The organism is Azospirillum sp. UENF 312511 (assembly GCF_058780635.1).
In genome coordinates this window covers 738,844-757,354 of the sequence record NZ_JBSNCG010000003.1, presented here as the reverse complement: position 1 = coordinate 757,354, position 18,511 = coordinate 738,844, and the positions used below count along the sequence as shown (strand labels likewise).

General features: G+C 68.6%; 14 protein-coding genes. 5 read left to right on the top strand and 9 right to left on the bottom strand.

Annotated features, from left to right (window positions below):
- Window positions 1–34: 34 nt before the first annotated feature.
- Window positions 35–1,537: an ABC transporter substrate-binding protein gene (locus ACWPN7_RS14890; protein WP_103041773.1), complete on the bottom strand. Its 1,503-nt coding sequence runs from the start codon at window positions 1,535–1,537 to the stop codon at window positions 35–37.
- A gap of 322 nt (window positions 1,538–1,859) precedes the next feature.
- The gene (locus ACWPN7_RS14885; protein ID WP_459196921.1) at window positions 1,860–3,251 is read right to left on the bottom strand and encodes an MmgE/PrpD family protein; all 1,392 of its coding nucleotides are present in this window, start codon (window positions 3,249–3,251) and stop codon (window positions 1,860–1,862) included.
- Window positions 3,252–3,417: 166 nt separating this feature from the next.
- Between ACWPN7_RS14885 and ACWPN7_RS14880 the strand changes: the two genes are divergently transcribed.
- Complete coding sequence (locus ACWPN7_RS14880; protein ID WP_459196922.1) at window positions 3,418–4,374, top strand: LysR family transcriptional regulator; 957 nt, start codon at window positions 3,418–3,420, stop codon at window positions 4,372–4,374.
- Window positions 4,375–4,408: 34 nt separating this feature from the next.
- On the opposite strand, the gene ACWPN7_RS14875 is transcribed toward ACWPN7_RS14880, so the two are convergent.
- Window positions 4,409–5,356, bottom strand: a complete 948-nt coding sequence (locus tag ACWPN7_RS14875) for an AraC family transcriptional regulator (RefSeq protein ID WP_459196923.1) — start codon at window positions 5,354–5,356, stop codon at window positions 4,409–4,411.
- Between the two features lie 62 nt (window positions 5,357–5,418).
- On the opposite strand from ACWPN7_RS14875, the gene ACWPN7_RS14870 reads away from it, so the two are divergent.
- Window positions 5,419–6,153 (top strand): SDR family oxidoreductase, encoded by a 735-nt coding sequence (locus tag ACWPN7_RS14870; RefSeq protein WP_038529227.1) that lies wholly within the window; start codon window positions 5,419–5,421, stop codon window positions 6,151–6,153.
- Between the two features lie 20 nt (window positions 6,154–6,173).
- Here ACWPN7_RS14870 and ACWPN7_RS14865 read toward each other — a convergent pair whose 3' ends face one another.
- From ACWPN7_RS14865 to ACWPN7_RS14840, 6 genes are all read right to left on the bottom strand, one after another.
- Window positions 6,174–7,088: a sigma-70 family RNA polymerase sigma factor gene (locus ACWPN7_RS14865; protein WP_459196924.1), complete on the bottom strand. Its 915-nt coding sequence runs from the start codon at window positions 7,086–7,088 to the stop codon at window positions 6,174–6,176.
- 26 nt (window positions 7,089–7,114) lie between these two features.
- On the bottom strand, window positions 7,115–7,450 hold the full coding sequence (locus ACWPN7_RS14860) for an antibiotic biosynthesis monooxygenase family protein (RefSeq protein ID WP_456522682.1): 336 nt from the start codon (window positions 7,448–7,450) through the stop codon (window positions 7,115–7,117).
- A gap of 168 nt (window positions 7,451–7,618) precedes the next feature.
- A complete protein-coding gene (locus tag ACWPN7_RS14855; protein ID WP_038529223.1) occupies window positions 7,619–8,038 on the bottom strand; it encodes a response regulator in 420 nt (139 codons plus the stop codon).
- A 30-nt stretch (window positions 8,039–8,068) separates the two neighbouring features.
- Window positions 8,069–11,749: a hybrid sensor histidine kinase/response regulator gene (locus tag ACWPN7_RS14850; RefSeq protein ID WP_459196925.1), complete on the bottom strand. Its 3,681-nt coding sequence runs from the start codon at window positions 11,747–11,749 to the stop codon at window positions 8,069–8,071.
- Between the two features lie 16 nt (window positions 11,750–11,765).
- Window positions 11,766–13,412 (bottom strand): ABC transporter substrate-binding protein, encoded by a 1,647-nt coding sequence (locus ACWPN7_RS14845; RefSeq protein ID WP_247881569.1) that lies wholly within the window; start codon window positions 13,410–13,412, stop codon window positions 11,766–11,768.
- 509 nt (window positions 13,413–13,921) lie between these two features.
- Entirely contained in the window at window positions 13,922–14,509 is a 588-nt protein-coding gene (locus tag ACWPN7_RS14840; RefSeq protein ID WP_459196926.1) for a YajG family lipoprotein, read from the bottom strand.
- Between the two features lie 149 nt (window positions 14,510–14,658).
- Here ACWPN7_RS14840 and ACWPN7_RS14835 point away from each other — a divergent pair, with 149 nt between their 5' ends.
- The 3 genes from ACWPN7_RS14835 (at window position 14,659) to ACWPN7_RS14825 (ending at window position 18,503) form a co-directional block, all read left to right on the top strand.
- A complete protein-coding gene (locus ACWPN7_RS14835; RefSeq protein ID WP_459196927.1) occupies window positions 14,659–15,084 on the top strand; it encodes a hypothetical protein in 426 nt (141 codons plus the stop codon).
- Between the two features lie 76 nt (window positions 15,085–15,160).
- Window positions 15,161–16,834 carry a glycosyltransferase family 2 protein gene (locus tag ACWPN7_RS14830; protein ID WP_459196928.1) on the top strand — a complete coding sequence of 558 codons (1,674 nt, stop codon included), beginning with the start codon at window positions 15,161–15,163 and terminating at the stop codon, window positions 16,832–16,834.
- Between the two features lie 139 nt (window positions 16,835–16,973).
- Window positions 16,974–18,503, top strand: coding sequence for a phytoene desaturase family protein (locus ACWPN7_RS14825; RefSeq protein ID WP_459196929.1), 1,530 nt, complete (start codon window positions 16,974–16,976; stop codon window positions 18,501–18,503).
- The last annotated feature ends 8 nt before the right edge of the window (window positions 18,504–18,511 follow it).

Here is an 18,511-nt window from a genome sequence, read left to right as displayed (position 1 = left end):
GGCGCGGCGGGCGCTCCCGACGCCGTCGACGGCTCTACTGGCCGACCGAAACGTTGCGCAGGTCGAGGAACATCATCGGGTGGGAGGTGAAGCCCTGCACCCGCGCGCTGACGCCGTTGACGTGGTTGATGACGTAGGGGATGACGCCGGGAGCGTCCTGGACGGCCAGCGCCTGCACCTCGCCGTAGAGCTTCTTGGCCTCCTCCTCGCTGGCCGCCTGACGGGCGCCGTCGAGCAGCTTGTCCATCGCCGGGTTGGAGTAGTTCCACAGCGCGGCGTTCCACGACCCGCGCGAATGGTACCAGGGGTAGACCGAGGTATCGATCGTCGGGCGGCTGAAGAAGCCGTCGATGTAGAAGCCCGCCTTGCCCTCGATGTCCTTCAGGAAGACGTCGAAGGGCACGCGCTGCACGTTGACGGTGATGCCCGCCGGCTTCAGCAGTTCGCGGACCGCCAGCCCCAGACGCTCGCGGGTGGCGCGGCCGGCCGGGGTGTAGAGCGTGACCTCGAAGCCGTTGGGATAGCCCGCCTCGGCCAGCATCTTCTTCGCGGCGGCCGGGTCGCCCTTGGCGATCGGCAGGTCCTTGTTGAAGTAGGGGTGGCTCGGCGGGATCGGCGAATGGGTCGGCGTGCCGTAGCCGAACAGGGCGATCTGGGTGATCGCCTGCTTGTCCAGAGCGGTCGCCACGGCGCGGCGGACGCGCACGTCGTCGAACGGCTTGGTCGTGCCGTTCATGATCACGCCGTCCCAGGTGGAGGTCGGCACGGCTTCGGCCTTCAGGTTCGACGTCGCCTTGACCTTGTCCACCGCCTCCGGAGGCAGGTTCCAGGCGAGGTCCAACTCACCCGTGGTCAGCGCCGCCACCTGGCTGGCCGTCTCGGGCAGGATGCGGATGACCACCTCGTCCAGCTTCGGCAGGCCGGCCTCGAAATAGGTCGGGTTGCGCTTCACCACCATGCGGTCGCCCGGCGCGAAGGAGACGAACTGGAAGGGGCCGGTGCCGACGGGGTTGGAGGCCAGCGTGTCGAGGGCGTCGCGCGGCACGATGCGGGCCTGACGCTCGCCGAACAGCTCCGCGAAGCCGGAGTAGGGGGACTTCAGCGTGAATTCCACCGTGTGGGAATCCACCGCCTTCATCGACTCCACGATCTCGAAGTTCACGCGGGCGGTGGAGCCGGTCGCCTTGTCCTGGATGCGGGTGATGGTGGCGAGCACGTCCTCGGCGTCCATCTCGCGGCCGCTGTGGAACTTCACGCCCTTCTTCAGGAAGAAGGTCCAGGTCTTGAGGTCGGCGCTGTGCTCCCAGCGCTCGGCGAGGTCGGGCTTCAGCGTCATGTCGGCGGCAATCGCCGTCAGGCCGTTGAAGAGGAGGTAGGCGGCCACATACTCCTGACCGCCCTTCATCTTGGCGGGATCGAGGGTGTTCAGGTTCGAATCCACCGCCACCTTGAGCGTGCCGGCGGCCTGCGCGGCCAGCGCCGTGCCGGAGAGGAGGAAAGCCGAGAGCACAGCCCGTGCCACCAACCGTTTCACCATGATGAAGCCTCTCTGCTTGCGGGGTCCGTTGTGGACCTTGGTTCCTGTTGCCTCGACGCTCTCACAGACGTGTCATGAACGGAACGACCGAGGACGCGCCGCCCGGTGGTTCAGGGTATGCCTAAAAAATACTCATTTTTGCGGATGCGAGCCGGATGCCCGATTTTCGACCACAGACAAAGTCTGGATTTCTCCACCGGGATTTGGTTCGTCCCGCCGATAATCATGCCTAAAAATTAGGCTCACTCATCGGCGCTTGTCCCGTACCATGAATGTTTTTTGTCGGCACCATGAATGCATCCGTATGATGCCGGAGCTGGGATCAGTCCGTGCCGCCGTCCAGCACCCCATCCAGGCCGGGCAGGGTGTCGATTGCCGACAGGCGCTGGTGGAGCCGTTGCGCCGCCGCGGGTCCGATGGCGCGGCCGGCGCAGGCGAGGAACTTCGCGGTGTGGTCCTCCATCGACAGGGGGCGGGCGACGGTGCCGCGCGCCGAGGCGCAGAAGCGGTGGACGCTTTTCCCCGTCCGGGTCTCCACCATCACGTCGGCGCCTTCCGGGGCCAGCCGCGCCCGGTCGGGGTCGGCGTTCCAGCCGGGATCGGACCGCATGCTCACACGCTCCATCGCCGCGCGCAGGCGCGGGTCGGCCAGCGTCGGTCCGCTCAGATGATCCAGCGTCAGGTCGCCATGCAACATCACGCAGGCCACCGCAAAGGGCAGGCTGAAGCGGGCTTCGCCGGGGGTGGCGGGGCGATCGTAGGTGAGGTTGGCGGCCACCACCGGCGGCACGACGCAGCGCACCGCCGCGATGTCCGACGGGTCCAGCCGGTGCTCCGCCATCAGGTCGCGCACCGCGTCGGCGGCGGCGTGCGAGGAGAGGCAGACCGGATAGGCCTTGGTGTCGATGCCGGGGTCGAGCAGGTGCCACCGCCGGCCCAGGGCGTCCAGCGCCGTGGCGTCGAACCGGCCCTGCGCCACCAACCGGGCGAAGCCGCGCGGGTCCTCGACCACGCCGTGCGGCACGGCGCCGCCGCGCATCGCCAGACGCGCCGCGCGCAGCCCGTTCGCGGCGGCCTGGGCGGCCAGCAGCGGCTTGGCGCTCGTGCCGAAGCAGGCCCGTAGGCCGCCGGTCCCGCAGAGCGCGAAGGCGATGGCATCGGCGGCCCGGTCGCCGTCCAGCCGGAAGGCCTTGGCCGCCGCCGCCGCGGCACCGACGGTGCCGAACAGCGCGGTGGTCCACCAGCCGGCTTCGTACACGCCGTTGCCGAAGGCGATGGCCAGCGCGTATTCCGCCTCCGCCCCGGCCACCACCGCGGTCAGCAGATCGGCCCCTGTTCCGCCGACGGCCTCCACCGCGGCCAGGGCGGTCGGCACCACCACGGCGGAGCCATGGACGAAGCCGGCGTAGCAATTGTCGTCGAAATCCAGCGCGTGGGCGGCGGCGGTGTTCGCGAAGGCGGCCCCTTCGGCGCACAGCCGCCCGCCCCCCAGCAGGGTGCATGGACCGGTGGCGTAAATGTCCAGCGCTTCCTCCCGCGCCATGCGGGCGGCATCGGCATCGGCGCCGGCACCGGCCAGCGCCACGCCCAGCGTGTCGATGATGCAGCCCCGGCCGACCGCGGCGGCCTCCTCGGGGATGCCGGCCCGTTCCAGACCGGCCAGCCAATGGCCGATGAGCCGGGCAGCGGGAGGGGCAGCGGGAGAGGTGGTCATGGCGGAACCTCGCGCGGACAGGGGCGGACGATCCGGCAAGGCTGCCAGCGACCCTCGTCCTCCGTCAGGCCAAGAAAGGACTTTCATGGTCAGGATGAATCAGATTCATTATGCGGCGCCCCTTGGGCACCACCGCGCCCACCAACCGACGGAACCCGCCACCCCCATGCGCCACCGCGACTTCGACCTGGATTCCCTTGAAGTGTTCGTGACGGTGGCAGAGCTGGGCAACATGACCCGCGCGGCGGGCCAGCTGGGGCTGACCCAGTCGGCCGTGTCACACGTGGTGCGTCAACTGGAAACCGCCTTCGCCACCCAGCTCTTCGACCGGAGCATCCGGCCGATGGCGCTGACCGCCTCCGGCCACCGGCTGTGGCACTGGAGCAAACGGATCCTCGGCGACGCCCGCCAATTGCCGGCGGTGATCGGCGGCAAGGATGCGCTCTTCGTGCCGGAGCTGAGGCTCGGCTGCATCGACACGCTGGCCGCCCCCTTCATGCCGCGGTTGCTCCAGCAGCTCCGCGACAGCGTGCCGTCCTTCAGCATCGCGGCGGGCCTCAGCCGCCAGCTGCGGGAGCAGTTCATGGCCCGGCGCCTGGACGTGATCTTCACCAACGAGTCCTTCGACGACCTGGATCAGGTGGACAGCTTCCGGCTGCTCAGCGAGCCCTTCGTGCTTCTGGTGCCCCGCAGCGCGCCGGATGTCGCCGACGAGGCCGGGCTGCGCGCGCTCTCGCAGGCTTTGCCGCTGATCCGCAACACGGTGGACAGCAGCCTGGGCCGGATGGTGGACCAGCACCTGCGCCGGCTGGGCATGGAGATCCCGCGCAGCTTCGCCTTCGACGCCGTCGACACCATGATGGCCATGGTGGCCGAAGAGATGGGGTGGAGCCTGCTTCCGCCAACCGCGCTGGTGAAAAGCCGCCAGCATCTGGGGCGCCTGAAGGTGCTGCCCTTCCCGGCGGCCAGCTTCCGCCGGTCCGTCTTCGTGGTCGCCCGCAAGGGCGAGCTGGGGTCGTTGCCGGCGCGCATCAACAAGGCTGGCCGCGCCATCCTCACCCAGGGCTATTTCACGGACGTGTTCGCCTCGTCGCCCTGGCTGAAACCGATGATCGGGCGCTGACGACTGGCGCCTCCGCCGCCCCGCTCATCCCGCCTCATCCGTCGGCGCGCGGCCGGCTCCCGCCGTGGCGCCGGCCCCCGGGCGCGATGCCGAAGGAGCGGCGGAAGGCATGGCTGAAAGCGCTCTGCGAGCTGTACCCGACCGTGCTCGCGACGCTGGCGACGTCGGCGCCGGGTCGCCCCAAGGCGGCGCGCGCGAGGGTGAGACGCCAAGCCCGCACATAGGCCAGCGGCGTCTGCCCCACCCGGCGGGTGAACTGCGCGGAGAAGGCGGCGCGCGACATGCCGGCGACGGCGGCGAGTTGCGCCACGGTCCACGGTCGCGCGATGTCGCCGTGAATGGCGCGCAGCACCCGGCCGAGGCGGGGGTCGGGCAACGCGCCCAGCCAGCCCATCCCGACGGCCTCGCCACGCGCCGCATGGGCGCGGATCGCTTCCACCAGCAGCACGTCGGCGAGGCGGGCGGTCACGACCCCGTGGCCCAGAGGGGCCCGCTCCATCTCATCCCCCAGCAAGGCGAGGATCGTCGACACCGGGCCCGATCCGGGGGAGGACCGCGGGATCAGCAGGGCTTCCGGCAGCATGTCGAGCAGGAAATCGGCGTTCCCGTCGGCGAAGGAGACGCTGCTGCCGATCGCGATCATGGCGCTTCCGCCAAGCCGTACGGTGTCGCGCCCGGGCATGCCGAAGAGGCTCTGGCCATCGGTGCGGGGCAAGGCCGGATCGCTGGCGACGGCGTAGGGTATCCGTCCGATGAGGCAGACATCCCCGGCGCTCATCAACCAGGGAGGATGACCCGGGAGGATCAGCCAGTTCGTGCCCTTCAGCAGCGCCACGAACTTCAAGCGGTCGAGCGCCGGAAATTCCAGCGCCCAGTCGTTCGCGGCCTCCAGCCGGGTCAGGCGGCTGACCCGGGGACCAAGGACGTCCAGGACGTCCGACAGCGGATCGGCGGCATGACAAGACGATCGCGACAAAACCACGGACCCTCTCTCACAGATGATCTTGCACCATGCCTGAACTGCGTGTGCGAAGGAGAAAGGCAATGGGCATGGACGGCAAGGTCGTGGTCATCACCGGCGCGAGCAGCGGCATCGGCCGCGCCACAGCGATGCTTCTGGCCGAACGCGGGGCGTTCGTGGTCCTGGGCGCTCGCCGGGACAGTGCGCTGGCCGAGGTGTCGGGCGCGATCGCCGCGGCCGGCGGCATGGCCGTTCACAAGGTGACCGACGTTCGCCGGCGCGACGATCTCGAAGCTCTGGTCGCCCTTGCCGTCGAGCGGGGCGGCAGGGTCGATGTCCTGGTGAACAGCGCGGGGATCGGTCCGATCTCGCGCTTCGACGCGCTCCGCGTCGAGGATTGGGACGCGATGATCGACGTCAATCTGCGCGGCACGCTGTATGGCATTGCTGCCGTTCTGCCGCTGTTCCAGCGTCAGAAATCCGGCCACATCATCAACATCGTTTCGACCGCCGGCCTCAAGATCCTGCCCACCATGGGGGTCTATGCCGCGACGAAGAACGCGGTGCGCACCGCCACCGAAGCCCTGCGTCAGGAGGCCGGACCGCATCTGCGGGTGACCGAGATTTCTCCGGGCTTCGTCGCAACCGATTTCGCAGCCTCCATGACCGACCCCGCCATCCGGGAGGCAATGGCGAAGCGGGCCGCCACGGTCTCGATCCCGCCGGAAGCGATCGCCCGCGGCGTCGTCTACGCCATTGAGCAACCGGATGATGTCGATGTCGGCAGCATCGTTATCCGGCCGACGGCCCAGGACTGAGCGTCGGTTGTTCAGGGGCGTCACACCGTGACGCGCATCGCCGTCGCATCGGTGGAGGCCTTCCGGTGCATCGAAACACCGTCCACACGCCGCAGCTTGTCGGGGTTTCTGGTGATGTAGAGCGCGACGATCTTTCCCTGCTCGATCTGCAGGGCGGTGGTCTGGACGATCCCGCCGCCTTCGACGGAAATGAAGCCGGGGAGCCCGTCGATGACGGCGTAGCGTATGAGAAGCGATGGAGCCTGCTTGAACTCCTGCGCAAGCTGGAGGTGTCGCGCCATCACCTCGCCGAGTCCGATCAGCGGACGCTGCGAGGCCGGCACCTTGCCGCCGCCGTCCGTGCTTGCGGTCACATCATCGGCAAGAAGCAAGCGCAGCCGGTCCATGTCGCCCTCGCGCGACGCGGTGAAGAAGGCGGCGGCGATCTCCAGCCCTTGCTCCTTCGTCACCGCGAAGCGTGGGCGGGCCGCCTGAATGTGGTCACGCGCCCGGCTGGCCAGTTTGCGACAGGCCGCTGTTTCACGGCCGATGGCGCTGGCGACATCGTCGAACCCCATGCCGAACACGTCGTGGAGCAGAAAGGCCGCTCGCTCCAACGGCGACAGACGCTCCAGCGCGATCATCAAGGGAAGCGTGATGTCGTCGATGGCGTCCGATTCCCCCGCGTCGACGATCGGTTCCGGCAGCCATGGCCCGATGTAGGTTTCGCGCCGGCGCCGTGCCGATTTCAGTTCGTTCAGGCAGAGGCGCGTGACGATGGTGTGCAGCAAGGCCGCCGGTTGCCGGACCGTCTCACGGTCGGTCGACAGCCAGCGGAGATAGGCATCCTGAACGACGTCCTCGGCATCCGCCACCGATCCAAGCATCCGGTAGGCGAGGCGGATGAGGCGGGGGCGGATGTCGGCGAATGACGGGTCGGTGGAGCGGTCGTTCATGGCCTTGCTGCCTCGCCATGCCTTCGTTAATCCGCGTGAACGGCGCTGACCGTATAAAGGCTGGGCGCGACCGATGTCGCGAGACCCGCGAACATCTTCAGTTGCTCCTGCGTCTCGGGCTTACTCATGAAGCCCTCGAAGTGCTCCTTGGAGGCCCATTGAGCGTAGTTGACGACCGTCTTCCCGTCGAGGCTGCTGTGGATGCTGACCGATAGGAAGCCGGGCTGGTGGCGGATGGTGTTTTCGGTCGCTTCCGACAGCGCCTTCGCCAGGTCGGCCTGCGTCCCCGGCTCGACCCCGTAAACGTTTATCAGCGTCAGGCACGGGGACTGGGGATCAATCGTCGCTGTGTGCTTGGCCATCGTCGTCTCCCTTGAAAGTGCAGCCACGGGGGAGATGACAACGCCCACCCCCCGGACTGTGACATGCGGGGCGAAAAAACCAAAAATGCCGGGCGTTTATCGGCTCATGGCTGAAGAGCGACGTGTCCTGCGGTCCTCTCAGGGGGCAATGGCGCAATCAGGTTGGCTTCAGGTCAGCCATTGCGTCATGCCGACGTTGCTGGACACCACCGCGTCGATGCTGTCGCGCAGCTTGGCGAGGCTGATCGGCTTCACCAGATAGCCGTTGACGTTGTGCTCCTTGGCGAAGCGCACGGTGCTGAGGTCGGCGTCGCCGGTCAGGAAGATCACCGGGGTCTTGTCCACGTCCTTCACCTTGATCCCGCGCACGCCCTGGAGGAATTGCTTGCCGTTCATCGGCGCCATGTGGATGTCGCAGAAGACGATGTCCGGGCGTGTGCGCACCACCTCCATCAGCCCGTCCTTGCCGTTCGAGGATTCCAGGATCGAGCGGACGCCGATCTCCTTCAGCACCTTGCGGATCAGGCCGCGGGTGAAGTTGTCGTCCTCGACGATCAGGATGCTCAGCTTCGAGTAATCTACCGCCATGGTGGGCTGACCTTGTTCAAGACGTCGGTTTCAAAACGTCGGTGCGGGACTGTGCGACGCCCGCATCGCGGCGGTCGCGGTGATCAGCTCGTCCAGGGTGGCGTCCAGCATGCTGGCGAGAAGCGCGGCGGTCTCCGCGTCCCCGGCGTCCAGCAGGTCCTGGGTGTCGCCGGCCAGCCGGCCCAGCCGGGCCGCCCCGATCGACAGGGCCGCCCCCTTCAGCGTGTGGACCGCGTCGCGGGCCGGGCCGGCGGCTCCGGCCTCCAGCGCCGTCACGGCGGCCTGGATCAGCCCCGGCGCCATGCCCAGGAAATCACCGAGGAAGACCATGGCGTCCGGGTCGTCGCGGCCGAAATTCTGGCTCAGCTGGCCGAGGTCGAAAATCTGCGGGTCGATGTCGGCGTCCGCCCAGCTCGGCGCGAGGGATGCTTCGGCGACGGCCGCCGGCTCCGGCTTGGCGGGCGTCCGGCGGGCCGGCAGGCGCAGCGAGCGGGCCTGCGGCAGGAAGCGGTCCAGCGTTTCGGCCAGCAGCCGGGATTCGATGGGCTTCGTCAGATAGCCATCCATCCCCGCCTCCAGGCAGCGCTGCTGCGTGCCCGGCAGGGCATCGGCGGTCAGCGCGACGATGGGCAGCCGGTCCTCCGCCCCGGCGCCCGCCCCCGTCCCGCTCAACGCCTCCGCCAGCTCCCGCTCGCGGGCGCGGATGGCGTGGGTCAGGCCGAAGCCGTCCATCTCCGGCATGTGGAAGTCGGTCAGCAGCAGGCCATAGCGTCCCGGCTGCAGCATCTCCAGGGCGCGGGCGCCGTTGTCGGCCATTTCGATGGCGTAGCCGCGCTTGTTCAGCATGCGGCGGATCACCGTCTGGTTGATCGGGTTGTCCTCCGCCACCAGGATCAGCGCCCCGGCCGCGATGGCGGATTCGATGGGCGGCGGTTCCCAGCCGGTGGCGTCGTGCTCCCGCGGCTCCGACCGCCGTTCCAGGCTGGCCCGGCCCAGCGCCGCCGCAATGGTCAGCCAGACCCGCCGCCGCCGCAGAGGCAGATTGACGGCGCACAGCAGTCCGATGCGGTCGGCTTCCGACATGGTGGAGGCCAGCGCCCGCGGCACGGCCAGGATAACCGCGGGGACCGGACCGTCGGCGAAGGCGGGGGACTGCACGATGGCGCGGCAGCAGGCGATGGCGGCTTCGGATTGCACCCCGCCGTTGACCAGCACCACCAGCCGCTCCGGACCGGCCTGGGTGTCGGTCACCGCCTGGAGGCCTCCGGTCAGATCGTACCAGCCGAGCGGGGCGATGCCGGCGGCGGCCAGGATGCCTTGCAGCGCCCGACGCCCGTCGCCGTCGAAGCCCACGGCCACCACGCGGGCGTCGTCCACCGCCACCGCCGGGGCCGCCGGTGTCCGGGGCTGCGGGCAGTCGGCGGTCGGGGCGGCCACCGCGAAGGGCAGCTCGAACCAGAAGGTGGAGCCCTCGCCGAACACCGAGTCCACCCCGATGCCGCCCCCCATCATGGTGCACAGCTTGTGGCAGATCGTCAGCCCCAGCCCGGTGCCGCCGAAGCGGCGCGACGTGGAGCTGTCGGCCTGCTGGAAGGGCTGGAACAGCTTGGCCCGCTGCTCCCCGGTCAGGCCGATCCCGCTGTCGGTCACGGCGAAGCGCAGCATCACGCCTCCATCCGCGGGGCCATCCGCGGCGCCATCCGTGCCGGACCGCGGTTCGGCGCTGACCGTCACGGCGACGCTGCCCTTCTCGGTGAACTTGACGGCGTTGCCCATCAGGTTGATGAGGATCTGCCGCACGCGCGTCGGGTCGCCGGTCAGCCGGTCGGGAACGCCCGGCCCGACGTCGACGGACAGCTGAAGCCCCTTTTCCTCGATGCGCCCGGCCACCAGCTCCGCCGACTCCTCGACCACCTCCAAGGGGGAGAAGGGGACGGATTCGATCTCCATCTTCCCCGCCTCGATCTTGGAGAAGTCGAGGATGTCGTTGATGATGATGAGAAGCGCCTGGGCCGACGACCGGATGACCCCCAGCATGCCGTGCTGTTCCTCGGTCAGGTCGGTCTGATCCAGCATCTCGGCCATCGCCGTCACGCCGTTCATCGGCGTGCGGATCTCGTGGCTCATCACCGCCAGGAAGGAGGACTTCGCCCGCGTCGCCTCCTCCGCCTGGTTCTTGGCCTCGTGCAGGGCGGTTTCCCGCTGGGCAATCTCGGTGACGAAATGCTGCACCGAGCGGGCCATGGCCCCGACCTCGTCCCGGCGTCCGGTGTCCACGATGGCGCCGGTCAGCGGGTTCCCGGCCAGATGGACCATCTGCCTTTGCAGGCGGTCCAGCGGGCGGGTGATCGAGCGCGCGGCGAAGAAGGCCCCGGCGATGGCCAGCAGCAGGCCGGCGGTGGCCCCGAGCACGAGGGCGGACCGCAGGAAGGCCCCGATGGTTTCGGCGTTGCTGCGGAACGTATCGTTCAGCGCGCTGGCGCCCGACGCCATCTCCTTGGCGTCCGCGTCCATCTGGGCGATCATCAGGTCCTGGACGCTCAGCCCCTCGCGCACCTTGTCCAGGCTGTCCCGCCAGCTGGCCACGGCGGACATCATGCCGCCGCGCACCAGCGGGGGCAGCGCGATCCGCTCGATCTGCTCCTCCACCGCCGCGCCGTCCGCGATCAGCGCGATGGTCGCGCCGATGTCCCGGTGGCTCACCGCGTCGGCGGTGGCGTGCGCCAGCTTCAGCACGGCGATGGTCACGCCCTGCGCCTGCTGTTCGGTCTCGTTGGCCGACACGGCGTGGGCGGTGAGTTCGGTGACCTCGTTCAGCGTGGCGGCGTAGGCCGTGCCGTAGACGTTCAGGATCTGGTCGATGCGCTTTTCCAGCTCCTGCGCGCTGTCCCGGATGTCGCCGCCGTCCATCAACGCGCTGGACACCTGCGCGACCGCCGCGACGATGCGCTTCTGCCCCCGGCTCCCGCGCCCTTCCGCGGCGGCGGCCCGCTCCAGCGCGTCCTCCAGCGCTTCCGCGCTGTTGCTCAGGCGCAGCATCAGCACGCCGGTGTCGTGCGCCCCGGAAGTGCCGGGGGCGGCGGCGCCGCCTTGAGCCTGACCGTGTTCCCGGGACAGCCGGGCCGCCTCGTGCCGCCACAGACCGGCCAGCGCGGCGTAGATGCTGCGGGCGTTGTCCAGCACGTCGCGGTGCAGGGTCAGGCGGCGGTCGGAGTCCGCCACCGTCTCGGCATAGCCGAGGTTGGCGAGGTTCTGGCGCTGGCGGGCGGCGTCGGTGATGTCGATCAGCCGGGCCGCCTGCTGGGCCATGGCGCCGATCAGGGCGTCGTTCCGCTCGGTGACCGCCTTCAGCTCCTCCATCTGCGTGGCGTAGCGGTCCAGAACCCGCCGCGTCTCGCTGACGGCGCTTTCCAGCGCATCGTCCTCGGTGGCGTCGGCCAGGGCGTCCAGCTGGCGGCGCGCCTCGCCGGTGTGGGCATCGAAACGGACGGCCTGCGCCGCCCGCCGGCTGGACGCGGTGTTCAGATAGTCGGAGCGCGCCGCCTCCGCCCCCAGCAGTTCGCGGTAGATCGTGCCGGCGGTGACCACCGAACCGTTGGCGCGGTCGGATTGCTGGAGCAGGAACCACGCGACGATGGCGATGGCCGCCGCCACCAGCACCGGCATGCCGCCGACCGCGGCGATCCGCTGGGCGATGTTGGTGCGGGTCATCACCGCGCGCCGCCGCTCACTGGGCGAGATCGACGTGGTGGAACAGGTGCAGGCCGAAGGGATTCATCCGATAGCCCGTCACCTCCTCGCGCAGCACCATGAACACCATGGAATGGGCCAGCGGCAGCCATGGCGCCTGATCCTTGAAGATCTCCTGCGCCCGATGATACAGGGCGGTGCGCTTGGCGACGTCGGTGGTCTGCTTGGCCTCGATGATGACGTCGTCGAAGCTGCGGTCGCACCATTTGCCCATGTTGCCGCCGCCCTTGCGGGCTCCCTCGCAGCTCAGCAGCGTGTAGAGGAAATTGTCCGGGTCGCTGTTGTCGCCGGTCCAGCCGATCATGCCCAACTGGTGGTCGCCGTTCATCAGCCGCTTCATGTAGACCGACCAGTCGTCGGTCACCAGGGTGGCCTTGACGCCGACCTGGGCCAGATCGTTGGCCATCATTTCCGCCGCCCGCTTGCCGGCGGGCATGTAGGGCCGGGCCACCGGCATGTGCCACAGCTCGATCTCGAAGCCGTTGGCGTAGCCGGCCTCGGCCAGGAGCTGGCTCGCCCCCTTGGGGTCGTAGGGAATGTCCGCGATGGCGTCGTTGTAGCCCCAGCTCGTCGGCGGCAACGGATTCTTCGCCGTGCGCCCGGTGTCGCCGTAGAGCGCGTCGACCAGCGTTTCCTTGTCGATGGCCATGCTGAGCGCCCGGCGCACCCGCACGTCGTCCAGCGGCTTCCGTTCCACGTTGAAGGTGAGGAAGGCGACGTTGTAGCCCTCCTGCCGCAGCAGGGTCAGCGACGGGCTGTTCCGGATCTTCGGCAGGTCGGTCAGGTTGGGATAGGGCATGACGTGGCATTCGCCGGCCTGCAGCCGGTTCAGCCGGACCGTGGCGTTGGGAGTGATGGCGAAGACCAAGTTGTCAAGCGGCGGGCGCCCGGCCCAATGCCCCTCGAACGCCTTGTACTGGAGCAGATTGTCCTTCTGGTAGGAGAGAAGCTGGAAGGCGCCGGTTCCCACCGGCTCCAGGTCGAACAGCTCCGGCGTGCCGCGCTTGGTCATGGTGTCGGCGTATTCCGCCGAGGTGATGGCGGCGAAGACCATCGACAGGTTGGCCAGGAAGGGCGCCTGCGGCCGGTTGAGGGTGAAGCGCACCGTCAGGTCGTCCACCGCCTCGATCGACTTCAGGATCGACCCCATGGAGAGGTCGTTGAAGTAGTTGTAGGCCCCGTTTCCGACCGAATGGTACGGATGGTCCTTGTGCCATTGCCGGAAGAAGCTGAACAGCACGTCGGCGGAGGTCAGCGTGCGCGTCGGCGTGTAGCCGGGCGTGTCGTGGAAGCGCACGCCGGACCGCAGCTTGAAGGTGTAGACGGTGCCGTCCGGCGAGATGGTCCAGGATTCCGCCAGCGCGGGCACGATGCTCTTCGACTCCGCATCGAATCGCACCAGCGTGTCGTAGGCGTGCAGGATCGCGTCGAAGCTGGTGTTGGTGCGGGCCAGCGCCGGGGCCAGATTGTCCGGGTTGCCTTCCGAACAGAAGACCAGCGTCGATGCCGCCTCGGCCTTCTGCAGCGCTCCGGTGCCCGCCAGAGCCGCCACCGCGATCAGGGCCGCGATCGGGAATGCCCCGCCCAGCCGGGCCAACCCACTTTTCAACAAACCTGCCTTCACTGCGTCGTACTCCTTCGACCGATCACCTGCCCGAACCCCCCAATTGGCTCGCGGAGATTAAAGCCAAAAGACGCTTACTTGCAATTGATGATATCTTTCATAAGACAATCTTTAAGTTTCTCCGGGGAAACAATGCTTCTTCGTCGAAATCTTCTGTAACGATCCGGATGCGTTGAGAAGGGTGGCGGGGTGACCCTTCTCAACGCTGCCCATTCCATGACGCGTTTCTGGAAAGGAGGGTGGGAGAGGGCCGCCCGGTGGCCACTCGAAGAGTGCCGGCGCGGCGCCAAGGCCGACACCTCATGCCGGGGGACGGAAAGACGGCCCGGCTTGCGGCATTTCCACAGAATGATGGACCCGGCTCAGGACCCTGCGTGAAGAACCACGACCTTTGAGGATTTCCTCTGAGCCGGATCGCATCTTCAAAAATGAAGAAAACCTGTGTTGCTGAGGCGCAGCCATTTGTCCGGGGCTGCGCCATTCATGGCCGTTGCCATATCCGGAGTCGTTCAGCGTGCCCTGACAACGGTGAGGAAGGCGGGGTTGTCGAGGGCTTGGTCAATGGCCGCCTGCATGCTGTCGTTGGTCATTTTGGTCAGCTCATCCACCGAGCCGAAGACGCCGGTCGCGAACGGGTTTCCCGTATCCTCGCGGTTGTCTTCCACGACCTTGCTGTAGACCGGCTGGCCCGTGTCCTTATCCAGGACCGCGACACGGAACCGCGCGTGCGCCTCCTTGCGGACCAACTGACTGCAATCGAGCTTCTCGACCGTGATGTCCAGGCCGTAGCTTCCGCCATTGCTGGCGGCGAGAAGGCCGCGTGCCTTGAGAGCGTCCTCGAAAGCCTTGTGCACCACGTCCTTGACCGGGCCTGACGCTTCGATGGTCTTCAAGGCGTTGCCATAGCCGCCGCGGATCGCGCCCAGATGTTTGCCGGTGTACTTGCGCGCGTCGGTGACGGTGAGCACCTCGACCTCCGGCTTCGCCAACGGTGGTTTCTGCACGGCAGCCGGACTGTAAGTCATCGGCACCTGATGCGTTGAGCAAGCGCCCAGCAAACTTGCTGCAATCAGAGCCCCCAGCGCGGCCTTTCGCATCCCTGCGGTTCCTTCGGTTCGTGAATCGGCCGTCGCATGCGTGTTCACGCAAGCTGTCGCCACTCAGGCGAGCGTATACGTGAAGCGCAGGGAGAGAAAAACTGAAATCTTAAGTATGGGCATTGACGGAGACCACCCGAAAAGGAAGTATGCCGCACCTTCACCACACCGAAAAGGACCGGCCTGTGCGCAACATTCTGGCGGCCGCCGCCATTCTCTTTCTGGCCGCCTGCCAGACACGACCGATCACGACGACTCAGGAACACGCTGTGCCCCCTGGGGCGCAAGCTCTGCCGCTGAACGCCATCGAACTCGCCATCGTCGAGGCCGGTGCCAAGCGCGGCTGGCATTTCCAGCACATCGCGGATGGACAGGTCCGCGCCACCTACACCAAGTGGCCGTGGGTGGCCGAGGCCGATGTGCTGTTCTCGAACCGGAGCTACCGCATCCAGTACGTCAGCGCAAAGAACATGGAGCGCAGAAACGACGGGGTGGAGCGGGCCTACAACCGCTGGGTCGGCAATCTCGAACGCGACATTGCGGCCAGGCTGGACCAGATCGCCGCCCGCCGCTGAGTTCGGTCGCTTGACGTTGCTCCTGCAACAGGGGTAGGAGGTCGCTTCTCCGACCGGCAAGCCTCATGGAGACGGCATGAGCATCCGGGCCTGCGCCATCATCCCCAGCCACAACCACCACACGGCGCTCGGCGGAATCGTCGCGGCGCTGCGGGGGCATGGGCTGGAGGTCATTCTGATCGATGACGGCAGCGGTGAGCCTGCCCGCACCGCCATCGCGGCGCTGCACGCCCCTGAGGACGGGGTCGAGGTGCAACGGCTGGAGGTGAACCGGGGCAAGGGCGGCGCCGTCATGGCCGGCCTCCGGCGCGCTCATGAGCGCGGTTTCACCCACGCGGTGCAGGTGGACGCCGACGGACAGCATGACCTTGCGGCCGTTGCCGACCTCTTGTCCACCGCGGCGGCGCATCCCAATGCGCTGGTCAGCGGTCGGCCGGTCTATGACCACTCCGTCCCCCGCTCGCGGCTGATCGCGCGCTGGGCCACCCATGTGTGGATTTGGGTGGAGACGCTGTCGCTGCGGGTGAAGGACAGCATGTGCGGCTTCCGCGTCTACCCGCTGGCCCCCACCATGGCGGTGCTGGACAGCGAGCGGATCGGCACCCGCATGGACTTCGACCCGGAAATCGTCGTTCGCCTGTTCTGGCGTGGCGTTCCGCTGATCCACATCCCCGTGCGGGTCGTCTATCCCGAGGGAAACACCTCCAACTTCAACCTCCTGCGGGACAACGTGCTGCTGACGCGCATGCACACGCGCCTCGTGCTGACCATGCTGCTGCGCCTGCCCTCGGTGCTGCGCAACCGCCCGCCAGGAAGGGGAGCCGACGCGCACTGGTCGACCGTGGGGGAGCGGGGCGCCTGGTGGGGCATGAGGCTGGTGACGCTGGTCTACCGGCTGCTCGGCCGGCCGGGCTGCATCGCGCTCCTGTGGCCGGTGGTGAGCTACTTCTATGCGACCAACGCCGCGGGGCGGCGGCATTCGCTGGATTTCCTGGCGCAGGCCAACGCGGCGAAGGGCCTGCCCGCCCCTTCCTGGTGGGACGGGCTGCGTCACCACATGAGCTTCGCGGTCAAGGCGCTCGACACCTTCATCGCCTGGGCCGCCCCGGAGCGCACCGGCCCCATCGCCGTTGACGGGGCGGAGGCGCTGAGCCGTCTCGCCGCGGAGGGGCGGGGGGCGCTGCTGATCGTCTCGCACCTGGGCAACGCGGAGTTGTCTCGGGCCCGCCTGGGGACCCGGTTCGAGAAGGATATCAACGTGCTGCTGCACACGCGGCACGCCGTCCGCTACAACCGGATGATCCGCTCCGTCCGTCCCGACGCCGCGGACCACACCATACAGGTCACCGACATCGGCCCGCAGACCGCCATCGATCTCAAGGAGAGGGTGGAGCGTGGCGAGTGGATCGCCATCGCCGGGGACCGCACTCCGGTGGAGTTCAATGGCCGGGTCAGCCGGGTTCCGTTCCTCGGCCGGGACGCCGCCTTCTCGCAGGGACCCTACGTGCTGGCGGCGCTGATGGGATGCCCGGTCTATCTCCTGTTCTGCCTGCGCGAGGGGCAGGGCCACCGTGTCACCTTCGAGCCCTTCGCCGAGCGCATCGAGTTGCCGCGGCGCGGGAAGGACGAGGCGCTCGCCGCGCTCGCCGCACGCTACGCCGCACGGCTGGAACACCATTGCTTGCGCGACCCATTGCAATGGTACAACTTCTTCGACTTCTGGGCCGACCCGAAGGCCGGACCGCGGTGAGACCCCTCCACGCAATGATACAATCTCAGATGGCATCGCGTGGGATGAAGCGTATGGAGCGTGTGGCCCTCGTCCTGCACCGGCCGGCTTTCCTTCCATGACGCATCGTCCCTCGTCCGGTCAGTCCTCGGCGTGGCCGATGCCGACGTTCGGCGGTTGGCCGGCCGGGGCGCACGAGCATCATGCGGTGGTGGTCGGCGCCGGGATCGGCGGGTTGTCGGCGGCGGCGACCCTGGCGGCACGCGGGCTGAAGGTGCTGGTGGTGGAAGCGCACGACCGGCCGGGGGGCTACTGCTCGTCCTGGCTGCGCAAGGTCCGCGGCCGGGACGGCTCGGTGGGGCGCTACATCTTCGACGCCGGGGTGCAGGATTTCAGCGGGCTCGGCCCGCGCGGCCCGCTGCGGCGGCTGCTGGACGGCCTGGGCGTGGCGCAGCGCATGGACTGGCGCCGGGTCCGCCACCGCTATGTGCAGGACGACCTGTGCCTGGATGTACCGGACCAGCCGGCGGATCTGGTGGCCCGCCTCCAGGCGCTGTTCCCTCAAGAAGCGCCGGGGATCGCCGCCTTCTTCGCGGAGATGGGGCGCGTCTACGCCGATCTCTACGCCGATGTGGACGAGACCGGCGGCGTGCCGATGCCGCCCGCCACGCTGGAGGCCATGCGGTCCTGGATCGCTCGCCGGCCCGACGCCTGGCGCTGGATGCACCGCCCCTACGCCGAGATGCTCGACACCCATCTGCGCGACCCGCGGCTGAAGGCCCTGCTGACCACCATCAGCGAGTACGTCACCGACCGCCCCGAGCTGCTGCCCGTGCGTGAGATGGCGCCGCTGTTCGGCTACTATCTGGAAGGCGGCTGGTACCCGGCCGGCGGCTCTCAGCGGCTGGCGGAACTGCTGTGCGCGGTGGTGCGGGAGCGGGGCGGCGCCGTCCTTCTGCGCACCCGCGCCGAACGCATCCTGACCGAGGACGGCCGGGCCGCCGGCATCACCACCGCCGACGGAACGGTGCACCGGGCGCCACTGGTGCTGGCCAATTCCGACGTGGTCGGCACGTTGACGCGTCTGGTGGACCCGGCGCTGCTGCCCAGGCGCTACGCCCAACGTGTGAAGGGTCTGAAGCGCGGCCCCACGGCGGTGCTGGTCAGCCTCGCCGTGGAGGGCGTTCCGGACCTGCCGGCCCGCGTGTTCGTCGGGGCGGACGGCCTGCATTTCGGAATCGGCAACCCGAGCGCGGTCGATCCATCACTGGCCCCGGAGGGCCACGCCGCCGTCACCATGCTCTGCCTGCGGCCCGAACCGGAGGCCGCCGAATGGTTCGCCGCCGGAAAGGCCGCCAACCGCCAGCGCAAGGAAGCCTTCGCCGACCGTCTGGTCGCCGCCGCGGAGAGCGTGCTTCCCGGGCTGCGGGGGCGCATCCTCTACCGCCAGACGGCCAGCCCGACGACCTTCACCCGCTACGCGCTCGCCGACAACGGCGCCATCTACGGCGCCGCCCGCGGTCAATGGTGCCCGCCGAACAAGACGCCGCTGCCGGGGCTGATGCTGGTCGGCGCCGGCTGCCAAAGCGGTCCCGGCGTCGAGGCGGTGGTGATCTCCGGCATGGGCGCGGCGAACCTGGCAACGGGGGTCCCGGCGGAATCCCCGGCGGAGTCCGAGGCGGCGGAGTAGGCGCCCGT

Bases quoted from the DNA above. Each gene is read 5' to 3' on its own strand.
- ACWPN7_RS14885 (WP_459196921.1), bottom strand. From the start codon at position 3,251: ATGACCACCTCTCCCGCTGCCCCTCCCGCTGCCCGGCTCATCGGCCAT.
- ACWPN7_RS14890 (WP_103041773.1), bottom strand. From the start codon at position 1,537: ATGGTGAAACGGTTGGTGGCACGGGCTGTGCTCTCGGCTTTCCTCCTC.
- ACWPN7_RS14865 (WP_459196924.1), bottom strand. From the start codon at position 7,088: ATGAACGACCGCTCCACCGACCCGTCATTCGCCGACATCCGCCCCCGC.
- ACWPN7_RS14830 (WP_459196928.1), top strand. From the start codon at position 15,161: ATGAGCATCCGGGCCTGCGCCATCATCCCCAGCCACAACCACCACACG.
- ACWPN7_RS14880 (WP_459196922.1), top strand. From the start codon at position 3,418: ATGCGCCACCGCGACTTCGACCTGGATTCCCTTGAAGTGTTCGTGACG.
- ACWPN7_RS14825 (WP_459196929.1), top strand. From the start codon at position 16,974: ATGCCGACGTTCGGCGGTTGGCCGGCCGGGGCGCACGAGCATCATGCG.
- ACWPN7_RS14850 (WP_459196925.1), bottom strand. From the start codon at position 11,749: ATGACCCGCACCAACATCGCCCAGCGGATCGCCGCGGTCGGCGGCATG.
- ACWPN7_RS14855 (WP_038529223.1), bottom strand. From the start codon at position 8,038: ATGGCGGTAGATTACTCGAAGCTGAGCATCCTGATCGTCGAGGACGAC.
- ACWPN7_RS14870 (WP_038529227.1), top strand. From the start codon at position 5,419: ATGGGCATGGACGGCAAGGTCGTGGTCATCACCGGCGCGAGCAGCGGC.
- ACWPN7_RS14840 (WP_459196926.1), bottom strand. From the start codon at position 14,509: ATGCGAAAGGCCGCGCTGGGGGCTCTGATTGCAGCAAGTTTGCTGGGC.
- ACWPN7_RS14860 (WP_456522682.1), bottom strand. From the start codon at position 7,450: ATGGCCAAGCACACAGCGACGATTGATCCCCAGTCCCCGTGCCTGACG.
- ACWPN7_RS14835 (WP_459196927.1), top strand. From the start codon at position 14,659: ATGCCGCACCTTCACCACACCGAAAAGGACCGGCCTGTGCGCAACATT.